Raw genomic sequence first — 15,188 nt, 5'->3', positions numbered from 1 at the left:
GGCACGGCTGGGCCATCATGATCCGCCGTCAGCCGACTGCCGTCAGCGAAAAGGTGAGGCCCATGGCCGGACTCCGGATGGGACACGGCGTACTGCGCCGCAAGCCCATCGACCACATCGAAGAGACCGAGTCGGGCGGTGGTCTGACCCGCACACTCGGGCTGTGGCAGCTCACCGCGATCGGGGTGGGCGGCATCATCGGCGCCGGGATCTTCAGCCTCGCCGGTGCCGTCGCCAACGGCACGGCGGGGCCCGCGGTCCTGGTCTCCTTCCTGATCGCGGGCGTCGCGAGCGCGGCCGCCGCCTTCTCCTACGCCGAGTTCGCGGGCATGATCCCGAAGGCGGGCTCGGCGTACACGTACGGCTATGTGGTGCTCGGCGAGCTGACCGGCTGGTTCATCGGCTGGGACCTGCTCCTGGAGTACACCGCGATCGTGGCGGTGGTCGCGATCGGCATCTCCGGATACTTCGGCTTCCTGGTCGAGGAGATGGGCGCCGAGCTGCCGAACTGGATGATGGGCGCGCCGGGCACCGGCGACGGACACAAGGTCGACCTGTTCGCCGCGGTCCTGTGCCTGTTCATCGCGTATCTGCTCACCCTCGGCATCAAGAACGCCGCGCGCTTCGAGCTGATCGTGGTGGTGCTCAAGGTGATCGTGGTGCTCGTCGTGATCGCGGTGGGCTTCTTCCACATCGAGACCGGCAACTACAACCCGTTCTTCCCCTACGGGGTCAGCGGCGCGTTCACGGGCGCGGCGACGGTCTTCTTCGCCGTCTTCGGGTACGACGCCATGTCGACGGCCGCCGAGGAGTCCAAGGACGCCCAGCGCCACATGCCCAAGGCGATCCTCTACTCCCTCGCGATCTCCATGGTGCTGTACGTCCTGGCCTGCCTGGTCCTGACCGGCATGCAGAGCTACAAGGAGGTCGACCCGGAGAGCGGCTTCTCCACGGCCTTCAAGTCCGTGGGGCTCGGCGGACTCGCGGACGTCATCGCGGTGGGCGCGATCATCGGCATCCTGACCGTGATGTTCACGTTCATGCTGGGCTGCACACGTGTGTGGTTCTCGATGAGCCGGGACGGCCTGCTGCCCAAGTGGTTCGCCAAGACGCATCCGACCCGGCACGTGCCGACACGTGTGACCTGGATCGTCGGGGTCGCATCGGCCGCCATCGCCGGGTTCCTGCCGATCGGCGAGGCGGCCGAACTCACCAACATCGGGATCCTGTTGGCGTTCGTCGTGGTGTGCGTCGCGGTGATCGTGCTGCGCTACAAGCGGCCCGATCTGCCGCGCACGTTCCGCTGCCCCGGAATGCCGGTGGTCCCGGCCCTCGGGGTCGTCTTCTCCATCTGGCTGATCACGTTCCTGCAGTGGCAGACCTGGGTGCGGTTCGCCGTGTGGTTCCTGCTCGGCCTCGTCGTGTACTTCGGGTACTCCTACCGGAAGTCGGAGCTGGCGAAGGCGGAGCAGGACACCCGGGCCTGACGTCCGTCAGGCGCTCTGCTCGATCGACTTCTGGAACTCGCGGGCCATCTGCTCCAGGCCCTTGTTCTTCCACTCGGCCCAGAACGGCTTCCACTCGCCGATCTTCTTGCGGCCGCTGACGATGTCGTTGACCAGGTCGGTCGCCTCGGTGGACATGCGTCCGTAGTGCTGGGTGTACGCGTCCGAGTAGTGGCCGACCGTCGGGTTGCGCACGGCGGTCTCGATGAGCTTCTGCTCGGCCGCGTACACGTCCTTGACGTCCTGCGCCCGTTCGTCGCCGGGGAAGCTGGAGGCGATCAGGGCGAAGGGCGAGGTCGTCGCCGTCTGCAGCCCGCTGTAGAGGCCCTCGACCTCCTGCTTGCCCTGCTTGGTACGGGTGGGGAAGCCGTTCTTGTCGTACGTGAAGTCCTCGCCCTCGGTGCCGTATTCGAGGAACTCGCGCTCCTTGCTGCCGAACGGCGCCGCCAGGTAGTCCAGGACGCGAAGGAGCATCCGCACCCGCTTCTCGTCGCCCTTCTTGACGGCGGTGTAGCCGATGGTGCCCAAGTGGTAGTGGTGGTTCGGCTTGTTGCCGCCCGCGGCGAACGGGATCATGATCTCGGAGGCGAGCTCCGGGTCCTGGACGCGGATCTCGTTGCGCGCGTTGTAGGGGTTGGCGTGCACGGTGGCGCCGATCGCGCCCTGCGCCATCTTGATGTACGCGTCGGCCATCTTGGGGTTGCCCGGGTAGAAGACACCGGCCTGCTTCAGCTTCAGCACGAAGGCGAGGGCCTCGGTGTACTCGTCGGTCTCCTGGAACCAGGTGAGCGAGCCGTCCTTGTTCTGCCGCCACTTGTTGGGAGCGCCGAAGGACTGGCACAGGACGCTGACGGCGTTGACGTAGATCGGTTCGAGCGCCCACGTCTTGCCGCCGGTGACCTCCTTGCACTTGTCGAGGAACTCCTCGGTGCTGGAGCACTGGAGGCCGTCCGCCTTCCCCCAGACCTTCGGATTGCCCGCGTAGACCTGGCCGAACGCCGGGTAGGGCACGGGCGCACCCCAGATCTTGCCGTTGACGACGGCGGTCTTCCAGTGGGCGGGGGACATCGCGGCGAGGTTCGGGTACGTCTTCACCGCGTCGCCCGAGACGTACTTCGTGATGTCGGCGCACTTGGCCTCGAGCAGCTCGGCGATGTGCTGGATGCCCTGGTTGGGCGGGATCCAGAGCAGGTCGGGCAGGTCGCCGCCCGCGATGACGGCGGAGAACTTCTGCTCGTAGCCGGGGTCGGTGCCGAGGATCGCGGTCAGGTCGACGCCGAGCTCCTCGTCGACCTTCTTCCAGTAGGCGTTGGAGTCCTTGGGGGTCGGCGGCTGCGTCCAGATCTCCGTGAGCATCGTGATCTTCGAGCCGTCACCCGGGGTCTTCGCGACGCTGCGCACCAACTCCTTGGGGTAGGAGAGGAAACCGGCCGACAGGCCCTTCGCGTTCGGCGGCAGATCGGGCTTGATCTTGGTGAAGGGGACGTACGCGGGCAGCTTCACCTTCGCCGACGCCGCCTCGCCGCTCTTCTTGGCGGCCGAGCCACAGCCCGTCAGGGAGGTGGCGGCCGCGCCCGCGGCGACGGCGGTGGACAGGCTCAGGAACGTGCGTCGGGACATGCCGGTCATGGGAATCTCCGCGGATGAGGTCGTGAGGGGAGGGGTCAGCCCTTGATGGCGCCGGTGAGCACGCCCTTGGTGAAGTACTTCTGGAGGAAGGGGAAGAGCGCCAGGATCGGCAGCAGCGCGAGCATGACGACGGCCATGGAGAGGGACTGCTGCGGCGGCATGTGGGCGATGCCGAGCTGGTCCGCGGTCATGGACTTGTTCTGTACGACGTAGGTGCGCAGGACCAGTTGGATGGGCCACTTGCCGGAGTCGTTGAGGTAGAGCATCGCGTTGAAGAAGGCGTTCCAGTACGTCACGGCGTAGAAGAGGCCGACGACGGCGACGACGCCCTTGGACAGCGGGAGCACGATGCGCGTGAGGATCCGCCAGTCGCCCGCGCCGTCGATGCGGGCGGCCTGGTAGAGCTCCTCGGGAATGTTCATGAAGAACGCCCTGAGCACGACCAGGTTGAACGCGTTGATGAGCACCGGCAGGATCAACGACCAGTAGGAGTCCAGGAGTCCGAGTTCCTTGACCACCACGTACATCGGGACCATGCCCGGCGCGAAGAGCAGCGTGAACAGGACCATCAGGAGGATCGGCTTGCCGCCGGGAACGCCGCGCTTGCTCAGGGCGTACGCCAGGGCGATCGTCGTCAGGAGGGAGAGCGCCGTGCCGACCACGGTGATCAGGACGCTGACCACCACCGCGCGCGAGACGATGCCGCCGGACAGGACCGTGCGGTAGGCGTCAAGGGTCGGCTCCGAGGGGAACAGGACGAAGCCGCCGGACGCGGTGATCTCCTCGCGGGAAGCGAGGCTGGTGGAGAGGACCGTGAGGAAGGGCAGGACCATCACGGCGCAGATGACCGTGATGACGACGGCCTTGGCGGCCGAGCCGATCTTCGACGGCGGCTCCTCCCAGGCGGGCCGCTCCTCGCGGACGCGCCGCCGTTCGTCCTTGCCGCGCAGGGGGAATCCGAAGCTGCTCATTTGCTGTACACCCCGTGCTCTCCGAAGGCGTGGGCGACCTTGTTGGCGCCCCAGATCATCAGGGCGCCGATGACTCCCTTGACCAGGCCCGCCGCGGCGCCGACGCCCCAGTCGCCGTAGACGACGCCGTGGTAGTAGATGTAGGTGTCGAGGACTTCCGCCGCGCGGGCCCCGACCGCGTCGCGCTGGAGCAGGAACTGCTCGAAGCCGACGGAGAGCACGTCACCGAGGCGCAGCACGAGCAGCATGATGGTGACGCCGCGGACGGCGGGCAGCGTGACGTGCCACATGCGGCGCCAGCGGCCCGCGCCGTCGACGGCCGCCGACTCGTACAGGCTCTGGTCGACGTTGGCGAGCGCCGCCAGGTAGATGATCATGCCCCAGCCGATGTCCTTCCAGATCACCTGTCCGGTGATCAGGAGCGGGAAGGTGGTGGGGTCGCTCATCACGTCGAGCGCGGAAAGGCCGTTGTCCCGCAGGTAGTTGCTGACCAGGCCCGCGCCGCCGAGGACCTGCTGGAAGAGCGCGACGACGAGGACCCACGAGATGAAGTGCGGCAGATAGACGATGCTCTGCACGAACTTCTTGACGCGCGGGCTGATCAAACTGTTGATCAGCAGGGCGAGGGCCAGCGGTGCGGGAAAGAAGAAGATCAGCTGGAGCGCGGCGAAGGCCAGGGTGTTGCGGACCGCCTCCCAGAACGCCGGATCGGCGAACAGCTCCTGGAAGTTGGCGAGTCCGACGAGCGGGCTCTCCTTGAAGCCGATGAAGGGCTGGTAGTCCTGGAAGGCGATGACGTTGCCCAGCATCGGCACGTAGAAGAACCCGACGAAGAACAGCACGCCGGGTGCCATGAGGGCCAGCATCACCCAGTTGTCGCGCAGCCGGACCCGCAACGGCGGTCGCTTGTGCAGCTGCTGACCCGGTTTCCCCGGGAGGGACTTCGACGCCGACTTCGATACGGACACGGGGGGCGACGCGGCCCGTGGCCTGCGACGCGTTGCAGGGGATGTCACTCGCACCTCGGAAGGACGTAATTAAGAAGCCAACTTGCCGAAAGAGAGCCACATCATGGAAGGGCCACCCGCGCCCGTCAACCACCCGCGAGCACTAAGGGGTTGGACTTTTCTGCGCGGCACGGTCGGTGTGGGGCATCTGTTCCAGGTGGTCCAGTGCGAGGCGGGCTGCCCCGATTGCGGTCGATTCCTCGCCGAGCACGGAGGTGCGCACCTCGGGCGCGTACGGGCAGCGTTCGGCGAGGCGCCCGGCGAAGGGCTCGCTGAGCAGGGCGCCCGCGCGGGAGATGCCGCCGCCGAGCACGACGGCCCGCGGATCGAGCACGGCGACGTGCCGCGTGAGGCTGTCGGCGAGGCACTCGGCGAAGGCCCGCAGCGTGTAGCGGGCGCCGCCGTCACCCGCCGCGGCGGCGGTCACCACGGCGCGCGCCGCGTTCTCGCGGGTGGGCTCCTCCGCGCCCTGGTGCCCGGCGAACCAGTCGAGAAGCCGCTGGTAGGACATCTCCCAGCCGTCTCCCGCGACCATCTCACCGGCGGCCGAGTGGTGGCCCCTGTGCAGTTCGCCGCCGAGCCACAGGCCGATGCCGAGCCGGTTCCCGACGTACAGGTACACGCAGTCGCGCACGTCGACGCTGACGCCGCCGGTGCACTCGGCGAGGGTGGCCAGCTGGATGTCGTTGCCCACCACCACGGGTCCCGGGGCGGCGTCGGCGAGTTCGCTGGCGAGGTCGAGCCCCGACCACTGGGGCAGCGAGTCGCTCACCGCGACGCGCCCCTCGGTGTCGACCATGCCGCTGGTGCCGACGCCGGTGGCGAGCGGTCGCACGGCGGCCGCCTCGGGCTTGGCCAGACAGCCCGCGACGGCCGCGCGCACCGCGTCGAGCCGCTCCCGCGCGGGGAGTTCGGGCGTGACGGCGACGCGCTGGGCGGCGACCGTGCGGCCGAGCAGGTCGGCGGCGAGCACCAGGATCTTGTGCGCGCCGATGTCGACGCCGAGCACATGGCCCGCCTCGGCGCGGAAGCGGAAGCGGCGGGCGGGCCTGCCGACGTTCCCGCTGCCCGGCGAGAGCTCCACCAGCCTTCCCTCGCGCAGGAGTTGGGCGGTGAGGTCCTGGGCGGTGGGCCGGGAAACGCCGATCAGCGAGGCCAGTTCCGGCACGGTGATCTCGGCGCGCTCGCGCAGCACGCGCAGCGCGGCCGCCGTGTTCAGCCGTCGCAGCAGTGACGGATCGCCACTCAACGGGTCGCCACTCATGGGTCCCTCCCCCTTGACAGCATGATCGGTTCATCCCCAGGGTGACCCGGAGCGATTGAGAAACTTACCTAATAAACAGCGCCCTTGGGGAGCAACAGATGGGTGAGACAGGACCGCGGCCCGGCCATCCCGAGCTGGAGTGCGGCATCGGCATCTGGGATCAGGACGTCTACGGAAATCATCGCCTCCTGGTGGACGTCACCGCCGCGGCCCCGGCCGTCGCCGCCGAACTGCCGTGGCGACGCCAGGATTCCACCGCGCGGGACGTGGACGTGATCGTCCTCGCCCCCTCGGGGCTGCGCGTGCACAACACCGTGGCCGTGGAGGTGACCGACGAACGCGGCCGCATCGCCTTCGAGCCGGTGGCGGGGCCCGGCGCGTACGCCGTGCACTACCTGCCGTACGCGCACACGGGCAAGCCCTACTACCCGCAGGCCGCCTACCGCCCGCCCACCAGGACGGCCGACCCCGGCTGGGTGCACCGCTGCGGGCTCGACGACCCCGGCACCTGGGCGGCCCTCCCCCGCGCCGAGGCGTTCCGCTACGAGGCGGCGAGCGCGGTCGACTCGTTCGCGCCCCTCGGCTTCGCGGCGACCGGGGCCGAGCGCGCGGCCCTGCGGCGGGCGCACGAGGGCGAGCCCTTCCTGCTCTTCGGCGAGGACAGGGAGCATCCGCTGGGCCGCTACGCGCGGCTGCCCGCACGCTGGGCGCTCACCGATCCCGGCGCCCCGCTCGCGGGCACGGCCGACCGAGGCGAGTTCCACGCGGTGCAGGCCGGCGTGTACGCGCTCACCGACCTCACGGACGTACGCGCCGAGCTGCGCGGGCTGCCGTTCCCGGCCCGCTGTCTGAGCACCGGCGGCGTCGACGCCCGCGGCGCCGCGTTCGCACGGCGCGTGGAGGTGGCCGCGGACGGGGTGGGCGCGCTGTGGTTCGGCGTCGAGGTGCCCGAGGACGCGACGCCGGGCCGGTACGAGGCGGAGATCGCGGTCCGTGCGCAGGGCTCCCCGGAACGGGTGCTTCCCCTGGTGCTCACGGTCGGCGACGCCGTCGTCGACGATCACGGCGCGGGCGAACCGGAACGGTTCGCCCGCCTCGGCTGGCTGGACTCGACGCTGGCACAGGACGACGAAGTGGTCCCGCCGTTCGCCCCCGTGAAGATCGACGGGCAGCGGCTCACCCTCCTGGGCCGCTCCGTCGAGCTGGGCCCCGAGGGGCTCCCGCACCGGATCACCTCCACCTTCACCCCGTCCGTCACGCGGACCGACGGCCCCGAGCGCGATCTGCTCGCCGCCCCGGTGACGTTCGACGTCGGACGCCCCCTGGAGCACGAGCCGCTCGCGGTCGACCAGCCGGGCCCGGCGCGGGCACGCTGGTCGGCGCGGGCCACCGGGCAGGACGTACTCCTGCACACCGAGGGCGAGTTGGAGGCCGACGGCTTCCTCGTCGTGCGGGCCACCGTCGAGGCGATCGCGGAGACCGAGCTCGACGTGCGTCTCGCCGTGCCGGTGCGCGAGGAGATCGCGCGGTACGCGATGGGGCTCGGCCTGACCGGCCGCGCCTGCCCCGCGACGTACGACTGGAGCTGGGACACGCCCACCCGCAACCAGGACGCCTTCTGGCTCGGCGACCCGGCGGCCGGCCTCCAGCTCTCGCTGCGCGACGAGCACTACGCGCGCCCCCTGAACACCAACTACTACCGCGAGAAGCCCCTGGTCACACCAGACTCCTGGGCGGGCGACGGGGCGGGTGGCGTGCGTCTTCGCACGGTCGCCGGGACGCGCGAGCTGACCGCGTTCAGCGGGCCGCTGCGGCTGCGCGCGGGCGAGAGCCGCCGCTTCGAGTTCCGGCTCCTCCTCACCCCGTTCAAACCGCTCGACCCGGGCGGACACCTCGCCGAGCGCTACTACCACGCGTACGCCTCGCCGGGCGAGGTCGCGGCGTACGGCGCGAACGTCGTCAATCTGCACCACGCCACACCTCCCAATCCCTACATCAACGATCCGCTGCTCGCCGCCGAGGTGCTGCGCGCCTACACGGACGAGGCACACCGGCTCGGCGTCCGCGTGAAGGTGTACGACACGGTCCGCGAACTCACCCGCCACACGCCGGAGTTGCCGGTCCTCGCCTCGTTCGGCGACGAGATCTTCGCCGCAGGGCCCGGCGGCGGGCACGCCTGGCTCAGGGAACACCTGGGCGACGGCCACGTGCCCGGCTGGGTGGCGCCGGACGTCGGTGACGTCGCGGTCGTCACGTCCGGCGACTCGCGCTGGCACAACTCCTACGTGTGCGGCATCGAGCGGCTGCGCCGGGTCGTGGGCGTCGACGGGCTCTACTTGGACGACGTGGCGTACGACAGGACCACCATGAAGCGGGTCCGCAAGGCACTCGCCCGGTCCGGCGAGACCGCCCCGGTGGTCGACCTTCACTCGTGCAACCAGTACCGCGAGGCGGACGGCTTCGCCTCCAGCGCGAATCTGTACGCCGAACTCCTGCCGTACGTCGACCGGCTCTGGCTCGGTGAGCTCTTCGACTACGACGGGGCCGACGGCGCCGACCCGGCGTACTGGCTCGTGGAGATCTCCGGCATTCCCTTCGGCCTCATGGGCGAGATGCTGGAGGGCGGCGGCAATCCGTGGCGCGGTCTCGTCTTCGGCATGACGGGGCGCGCGCCGATGACCGATGTGCGGCCGCTGTGGCGGGCGTTCGACCGGCTCAAGATGCCGGAGGCGGAGCTGACGGGCTGGTGGGCGGGCGAGCCTCCGGTGCGCACCGGCCACGCCGACGTGCTCGCGAGCACGTGGCGGGGGCCCGGCGGCACGGCCACCGCGCTCGCGTCCTGGGCGCCCGAGCCGGTCGACGTGGTGCTCACCGCGGCGGACGGACGGCCGGTGGAGGCGCACGCGCCCGCGATCGAGGGCTTCCAGGAGGAGCGGCGCTTCCCGGCGGGCGAGCCGGTCCCGGTGGCACCGGGACGCGGCTGGCTCCTGAGCGTCGGGCCTACTTCCCCATGACCAGGCCCGCCTTGCCCGCTCCTCTGCTGAGGACGACGCGGCGGATGCGGTCGCGGATGTCGCCCACCTCGGCGCCGCGCGCGAGCGCCCGGTTCAGGTTCACGACGCGGCCCGGGTCCGTGTCGAACCACATCGGGATGAACTCGGCCTTGCGCACCTCCCACCTGGCCCCCTGCCGGGCGGGAGGCGCGAAGGTGAAGCGGCCGATGGAGCCCTGGTTGCCGCGCGGGTCGTGGGCGCCCTCGTGGTTGATCATGTTGCCCGCGATCTGGTCGCCCATGCCGTAGATGATCCAGGTGCCGTTGACCTTCTCGTACGCCTGCGGGACGTGCGCGTGCGTGCCGAGGACGAGGTCGATGTCCGGGCGGGAGCCGGTGCGGGATCCGGTGAGCTGTTTGCCGAGCCGCAGCTGCTGCCGGTCGGGCTCGTCCTGCCACTCGCTGCCCCAGTGCAGGCTGACCACCACGACGTCGGCGCCCGCCCTGCGGGCCGCCCGCGCGTCCGCGACGATCTTGTCGCGGTCGATGAGGTCGACCGACCAGGGCTTGCCCTTGGGCAGCGGGATGTCGTTGGTGCCGTAGGTGTAGGCGAGCTGTGCGACCTTCGCGCCGCCCGCGCGCAGCCACGCGGGCGACTTGTCCTCGGCGTCCGAGCGGGCCGAGCCGGCGTGCTTGACGCCCGCCTCGTCGAGCGCGTCCAGGGTGCGGCGTACGCCCGCGGAACCGGCGTCCAGGGTGTGGTTGGAGGCGGTGGAGCACGAGTCGTACCCGGTGGCCTTGAGGGCGCGGGCCACCTGGGGCGGGGACTTGAAGGTGGGGTAGCCGGAGTAGTCGCCGTTCGCGCCGTACACCGTCTCCATGTGACAGATCGCCAGATCGGCCTTGCTGACGACGGGCTTGGCGCCCGAGAGCATCGGCTCGAAGTCGTACCCGTTGCCGCCGGCGTCGGCGTTGGCCTGCCGGATGATCGAGGAGTGCGGCAGGACGTCGCCCGAGGCGACGAGGGTGAAGCCGCGCGGGCCCGCCGCGCCGCCGCCCGCCGCCGAGGGGGCGGGGCCCGAAGCGGCGCGCTGCGCGGCGCTCGGCACGACGAGCTTCGCCGCGGGCTTCGCGCCGTCGCCGGGAGCCCCCGCGCAGGCGGCCGTGGAGCCGATGAGCAGCACCGTCGCGACGACCGTCGCGCGCCGCGGATTCCGTGTTCCTCGTGGGGTTCTCGGGGTGGGGGTGGTCCGTGTGTGCCGTGAATTCCGTGCGCGCTGCGTCATCGGGCGCTCTCCGTGGATCGGGGTATATGGGGCAAAGGAATCCACATACGGACCTGACGGTTATTCAAGGACCAATGCCGCCACGGTCCCCGAAAAGGAGTCACATCGTTCGGCCCTGTGACGCGAACAACACGGCCCCGCCGACCTGCGACGAAACCGTGGCCCAGGTCAAGGATCGGCAAAGCGCCTTGCTCAGCACCCCTGTTGGGTAATCGGCTGTCCTCATCCGTGTTCCGGATTGGGGGGCCAGAGGCCGGTGGACGCGCACGGACCGGAGGAAGGCGGAGCGGATGCAGCACGAGGCAAGAGGAAGCGCGGAGGGCCCGGGCCCGCGGAGCGGCGAACTGGCCGTCCCCATGGCGTGGTTGTACGCCGAGTACATCGCCGACGAGTTGCTGCGCACCGGCGACCTGATGCCCCCCACGTCCTTCGAGTACCGCGCGGGACGCGACGCCCTGGCCCTGACGATCTTCCTGTCGGACAGCAGGGGCGAGCTGTCCGGGATCCGGGTGGTCACCCAACTGGAGACCTGGCTGTCCCTGACGGCGTACGACCAGCCGTGGCAGGACTGGGTCCGCGACCGCATGGCGCTGCTCGCCGAGGACGCCGCCGCCACCGGGGAGGCGATGCCCGACCTGGAACTCGCCGATCTGGCGTGGCGGTGGCTCCAGGAGACCGAGCTGCTGGCGCCCGACCTCGACGCGGTGCCCGGCGGCGGGCCTGTGCCGGGTGACGAGGAGGGGCCGAAGGTGTGGACGCCCGCCTGGCGGCTCGGCCTGCCGCTCGGGCATCTGGCGATCCACCTGTTCTGACGCCGCTTGAGTGATTCGGCGGTCCGCCGCGTACCCGAGGGAGAGGAGCACCCCCACCGACAAGGAACGCCATGAGGTCCCTGGAGCGGCATCGCGACGTCGGCGCCTACGCGCTCGGCGTCCTCGACGCGGCCGACGTCTTCCGCTTCGAGGATCACCTCGCGGACTGCCCCGCCTGTCTGCGCGCGCTCGACGAACTCGGCGCCACGACCCGACAGCTGGAGCGCTACGGCCGCCTGACACCGCCCTCGGTGGATCCGTTCACCGCACCGGATCCCGTGCTCCTCGACCGGCTGCTGTGCGAGATCCGCCGCCGGCGCGGGCGGCGCGGGCGGCGTCTTTACGCGGTGGCCGCCGCGGTCGTCATCTCCGCCGCCGCGCCCGTCGCGGGCATCCTCACGGCGTCGGACGCCGAGCCCGCACGCATCAGCGCGCGCGGTCCCGACGGCGTGTCCGCGACGCTGACGGCGCGGGACCGCGTCTGGGGGACCGAGCTCGGGCTCACGATGCGCGAGGCGACGCCGCTCCCCTGGGTCTGCGAGCTGGTGGCGGTCGGCGCCGACGGATCCGAGCAGGCCGTCACGACGTGGCGGATGGGCGCGAGCACGGTGCGGGTCCGCGGTGTGGCCGCGCTGCACCCGGAACAGACGGACCGCTACGAGGTGCGCACGGCCGACGGACGGCTCCTCCTCACGCTGCACCGCCGACCCTCGCTCTGACGGGCCGTCACTTCAGCAGTCGTGACATCCTGCGGTCCGCGAGCGGCTTGCCGCCCGTCTGGCACGTCGGGCAGTACTGCAACGAGGAGTCGGCGAAGGACACCTCCCGGATCGTGTCGCCGCACACGGGGCACGGCTCGCCGGTGCGGCCGTGCACGCGCAGGCCGCTCTTCTTCTCCGCCTTGAGGCGGCCCGCCGCGACACCGCGCGAACGGTCCACCGCCTCGGTCAGCGTAGCCAGCAGCGCCACATGCAGCCCATGGACTTCCTCCTTCGTGAGGTTCGACGCGATCTTGAACGGCGACATGCGCGCCGCGTGCAGGATCTCGTCGCTGTAGGCGTTGCCGATGCCCGCGATCAGGCTCTGGTCGCGCAACGCCCCCTTGATCTGCCGCCGTTCACCCGCGAGCAGCCCGGCCAGGCGCTCCTCGTCGAAGTCGGCGGCGAGCGGGTCGGGGCCGAGGCGGGCGATCCCCGGGACCGTGCGGGGGTCCTCGGTGACGTACACGGCCAGGCGCTTCTGGGTGCCCGCCTCCGTGAGGTCGAAGCCCTCGCCGGTCTCCAGGGCCACCCGCAGCGCCAGCGGGCCCTTGCCGGGGCGCGGGGCGCCGTCCGGCAGACGGTCCTTCCATTGGAGCCAGCCCGCGCGGGCCAGGTGCGTGACGAGGTGCGTCCCCTCGGCGTCGACGTCCAGGAACTTGCCGTGCCGCGCCACCCCGGTGACCGTGCGGCCCTCCAGGGCGGTGAGCGGCGGGTCGTACGTCTTGAGGACGCTGACCGCGACGGGCAGCACGCGCACGACCTGGCGACCGACCAGATGGTCCGTCAGGAAGGCGCGCAGCGCCTCCACTTCGGGCAGTTCCGGCATGGCTCTCCCTCACCGCGCGTTCCTGGCGGGCACGATGAACTCGCACCACACGCACTTGCCGCTGCCCCGCGCGTCCACGCCCCAGACGTCGGCGAGCCGGTCCACCAGGAGCAGGCCGCGGCCCGAGACACCCGACTCGCCCGCCTCGCGGCGGCGCGGCAGGGCGCTGGAGGAGTCCTCGACGTCGACCCGCAGGCGCCGGTCGGTGCCGGTCAGGACCCGCAGGGTCACGATGGCGGAGCCGTCGGTGTGCATCAGCGCGTTGGTGATCACCTCGTCGGCGACCAGCTCGATCTCGTCGGCGCGCTCGCCCGCGCCCCAGGCGCGCACCGCGGCCCTGATCATGTGCCGGGCCTCGGCGAGCGCCTCGGGGTCGCTCGGCGCGACGTGCTGCTGGAGGCGTCCGCCGGACTGCGGCGCGTCGATCAGACGGCGGCGCAGCAGGAGGAGTGCCGCGTCGTCGTCCCCGCCCCTGCCGTCGACGATGCCGCACAGCCGGTCGGCGAGCTTCTGGAGATCGCGCGGGCCCGTGGCGGCGAGTTCGGTGACCGCCCGCATGCCGTCGTCGAGGTCGGCGCCCGGTTCCTCGACGAGGCCGTCGGTGCAGAGCAACAGGGTCTGGCCCGGGTCGAGTTCGAAGGTGGTGACGGGGTAGTCGAGCCGTCCGAACTCGGCGGAGAGGCCGAGCGGCAGGCCCCCGTCCACGGGCACCCGCCGACAGGATCCCTCGGTGAGCTGGACGAGCGGGTCGAGGTGTCCGGCCCGCACGAACTGCACCACGCCGGTGGACAGGTCGGCCTCCGCGTACAGGCAGGTCGCGAAGCGCTCGGTGTCGAGTTCGTGCAGGAAGCTGGAGGCGCGGGCCATGACGGTGGCGGGCGTGTGCCCCTCGGCGGCGTAGGCGCGCAGCACGATGCGCAGCTGGCCCATGACGGCGGCCGCGTGCGTGTCGTGGCCCTGGACGTCGCCGATGACGGCACCGACCCGGCCGCCGGGCAGCGGGATCACGTCGTACCAGTCGCCGCCGATGTCCCTGCCGAGCGCCGCGGAGCGGTAGCGCACGGCGATCTCCGCGCCGGGCACACCGGGAATGCTGCGCGGCAGCATGGCCTGCTGGAGGCCCTGCGCGAGGTCCTTCTCCTGCTCGTAGAACATGGCGCGCTGCAGGCTCTGCGCGATGCTGCTGCCGAGCGCGACCAGGACGTTGCGCTCCTCGTCGGGGAAGCCGGTCTTGTCCTGGTAGAGCAGGCCGAGCACGCCGATGGGGCGGGCCTGCGCGATCAGCGGCAGATACGCGGCGGCGGTGATGCCGAGCTCGTCGATGTGCGGCCACAGCAGCGGGTAGGACGCCGCGAAGTCCTCGGGCGTCTCGATGTAGCGCGGCGCGAGGGTGCGCACGACCTCGCTCATCGGGTACGCCTCGTCGATCCGGGTGAGGCGGGTGCCCTGGACGTAGCTGCCCTTGGGCCCTTCGGCGACCAGGCGGATCCGACCGGCCTCGACCAGGCCCATGACCAGGTTCGACGCGCCGAGATGGGCGAGGCCGCTGGCGTCCTTGAGCACGTCGATGACGTCCCGCACGGTGCGGGCGTGCGCGAGGGCCGCCGTGGTGCCCTGCACGATGCTGGTGGTGCGGCGCCGCTCGGCCTCCTCGTCGGCGCGCTCGCCCGGCAGCCAGTCGGCCCGCTCCCGCGTGGCGTCGTTGACGATGCCGACGATGCGGTGCGGGCGCCCGGTGGCATCGCGCAGGATGTGGCCCTGGGTGTGCGTCCAGCGAAGCGTTCCGTCGCGGCAGCGCACCCGGAAGTACGCGCCGTAGACGACGCTGCCGTCCTTCAGGGCGTGCGAGACGATCTCGTCGAGACGGTGGGCCTCGACGGGCGGGACGCGGAAGGCGAGGGTCTCCGGCCGGTTGTCGTATTCGTCGGCGCGTACGTCGAAGACCTCGTGGGCCGTGGCGTCCATCTCCATGAGACCGGTGTCGAGGTCCCAGTCGAAGCGGCCCATGCGCAGGGCCGCCCCGTACAGCTCCAGGAAGCAGCCGTGCGCGCGGCCGTGGTCCTGCGTTCCGCAGTGGCAATGCCCCGCGAGGGCGTGCCCACCGGTTCCCGCGTCCATGGGCCCACGCTAGGCGG

General features: G+C 71.1%; 11 protein-coding genes. 4 read left to right on the top strand and 7 right to left on the bottom strand.

Annotated elements, in window-relative coordinates; all coding sequences use genetic code 11:
- Positions 1-62 precede the first annotated feature (62 nt).
- The gene (locus KY5_RS37530; protein WP_098246383.1) at positions 63-1,487 is read left to right on the top strand and encodes an amino acid permease; all 1,425 of its coding nucleotides are present in this window, start codon (positions 63-65) and stop codon (positions 1,485-1,487) included.
- A gap of 6 nt (positions 1,488-1,493) precedes the next feature.
- On the opposite strand, the gene KY5_RS37525 is transcribed toward KY5_RS37530, so the two are convergent.
- The 4 genes from KY5_RS37525 to KY5_RS37510 all read right to left on the bottom strand — a co-directional run bounded on the left by KY5_RS37525 (position 1,494) and on the right by KY5_RS37510 (position 6,376).
- Positions 1,494-3,134, bottom strand: a complete 1,641-nt coding sequence (locus KY5_RS37525) for an extracellular solute-binding protein (RefSeq protein WP_098246382.1) — start codon at positions 3,132-3,134, stop codon at positions 1,494-1,496.
- A 35-nt stretch (positions 3,135-3,169) separates the two neighbouring features.
- Positions 3,170-4,105, bottom strand: coding sequence for a carbohydrate ABC transporter permease (locus tag KY5_RS37520; protein WP_098246381.1), 936 nt, complete (start codon positions 4,103-4,105; stop codon positions 3,170-3,172).
- Complete coding sequence (locus tag KY5_RS37515; protein WP_234363056.1) at positions 4,102-5,073, bottom strand: ABC transporter permease; 972 nt, start codon at positions 5,071-5,073, stop codon at positions 4,102-4,104. Before KY5_RS37515 ends, KY5_RS37520 begins: the two co-directional genes overlap by 4 nt.
- Positions 5,074-5,215: 142 nt before the next feature.
- Positions 5,216-6,376: an ROK family protein gene (locus KY5_RS37510; protein WP_098246380.1), complete on the bottom strand. Its 1,161-nt coding sequence runs from the start codon at positions 6,374-6,376 to the stop codon at positions 5,216-5,218.
- 98 nt (positions 6,377-6,474) lie between these two features.
- Here KY5_RS37510 and KY5_RS37505 point away from each other — a divergent pair, with 98 nt between their 5' ends.
- Positions 6,475-9,390 (top strand): glycoside hydrolase domain-containing protein, encoded by a 2,916-nt coding sequence (locus KY5_RS37505; RefSeq protein WP_098246379.1) that lies wholly within the window; start codon positions 6,475-6,477, stop codon positions 9,388-9,390.
- On the opposite strand, the gene KY5_RS37500 is transcribed toward KY5_RS37505, so the two are convergent.
- A complete protein-coding gene (locus tag KY5_RS37500) occupies positions 9,377-10,654 on the bottom strand; it encodes a CapA family protein (RefSeq protein WP_098246378.1) in 1,278 nt (425 codons plus the stop codon). The genes KY5_RS37505 and KY5_RS37500 overlap by 14 nt on opposite strands.
- A 290-nt stretch (positions 10,655-10,944) precedes the next feature.
- Here KY5_RS37500 and KY5_RS37495 point away from each other — a divergent pair, with 290 nt between their 5' ends.
- Positions 10,945-11,466, top strand: coding sequence for a hypothetical protein (locus KY5_RS37495; RefSeq protein ID WP_098246377.1), 522 nt, complete (start codon positions 10,945-10,947; stop codon positions 11,464-11,466).
- A 71-nt stretch (positions 11,467-11,537) separates the two neighbouring features.
- A complete protein-coding gene (locus KY5_RS37490; RefSeq protein WP_098246376.1) occupies positions 11,538-12,185 on the top strand; it encodes a zf-HC2 domain-containing protein in 648 nt (215 codons plus the stop codon).
- Between the two features lie 7 nt (positions 12,186-12,192).
- On the opposite strand, the gene KY5_RS37485 is transcribed toward KY5_RS37490, so the two are convergent.
- Positions 12,193-13,053: an Fpg/Nei family DNA glycosylase gene (locus KY5_RS37485; RefSeq protein WP_098246375.1), complete on the bottom strand. Its 861-nt coding sequence runs from the start codon at positions 13,051-13,053 to the stop codon at positions 12,193-12,195.
- A gap of 9 nt (positions 13,054-13,062) precedes the next feature.
- Positions 13,063-15,171, bottom strand: a complete 2,109-nt coding sequence (locus KY5_RS37480; RefSeq protein WP_098246374.1) for a SpoIIE family protein phosphatase — start codon at positions 15,169-15,171, stop codon at positions 13,063-13,065.
- Positions 15,172-15,188 lie beyond the last annotated feature (17 nt).

This window comes from Streptomyces formicae, from assembly GCF_002556545.1.
In the GTDB taxonomy this organism is placed as follows: Bacteria; Actinomycetota; Actinomycetes; order Streptomycetales; family Streptomycetaceae; genus Streptomyces; species Streptomyces formicae_A.
This window is presented reverse-complemented; position numbering and strand designations above follow the sequence as displayed.

Excerpts from the sequence above, each read along its gene's own strand:
- KY5_RS37520 (WP_098246381.1), bottom strand. The coding sequence starts at position 4,105 with ATGAGCAGCTTCGGATTCCCCCTGCGCGGCAAGGACGAACGGCGGCGC.
- KY5_RS37495 (WP_098246377.1), top strand. The coding sequence starts at position 10,945 with ATGCAGCACGAGGCAAGAGGAAGCGCGGAGGGCCCGGGCCCGCGGAGC.
- KY5_RS37530 (WP_098246383.1), top strand. The coding sequence starts at position 63 with ATGGCCGGACTCCGGATGGGACACGGCGTACTGCGCCGCAAGCCCATC.
- KY5_RS37525 (WP_098246382.1), bottom strand. The coding sequence starts at position 3,134 with ATGACCGGCATGTCCCGACGCACGTTCCTGAGCCTGTCCACCGCCGTC.
- KY5_RS37500 (WP_098246378.1), bottom strand. The coding sequence starts at position 10,654 with ATGACGCAGCGCGCACGGAATTCACGGCACACACGGACCACCCCCACC.
- KY5_RS37505 (WP_098246379.1), top strand. The coding sequence starts at position 6,475 with ATGGGTGAGACAGGACCGCGGCCCGGCCATCCCGAGCTGGAGTGCGGC.
- KY5_RS37485 (WP_098246375.1), bottom strand. The coding sequence starts at position 13,053 with ATGCCGGAACTGCCCGAAGTGGAGGCGCTGCGCGCCTTCCTGACGGAC.
- KY5_RS37510 (WP_098246380.1), bottom strand. The coding sequence starts at position 6,376 with ATGAGTGGCGACCCGTTGAGTGGCGATCCGTCACTGCTGCGACGGCTG.
- KY5_RS37490 (WP_098246376.1), top strand. The coding sequence starts at position 11,538 with ATGAGGTCCCTGGAGCGGCATCGCGACGTCGGCGCCTACGCGCTCGGC.
- KY5_RS37480 (WP_098246374.1), bottom strand. The coding sequence starts at position 15,171 with ATGGACGCGGGAACCGGTGGGCACGCCCTCGCGGGGCATTGCCACTGC.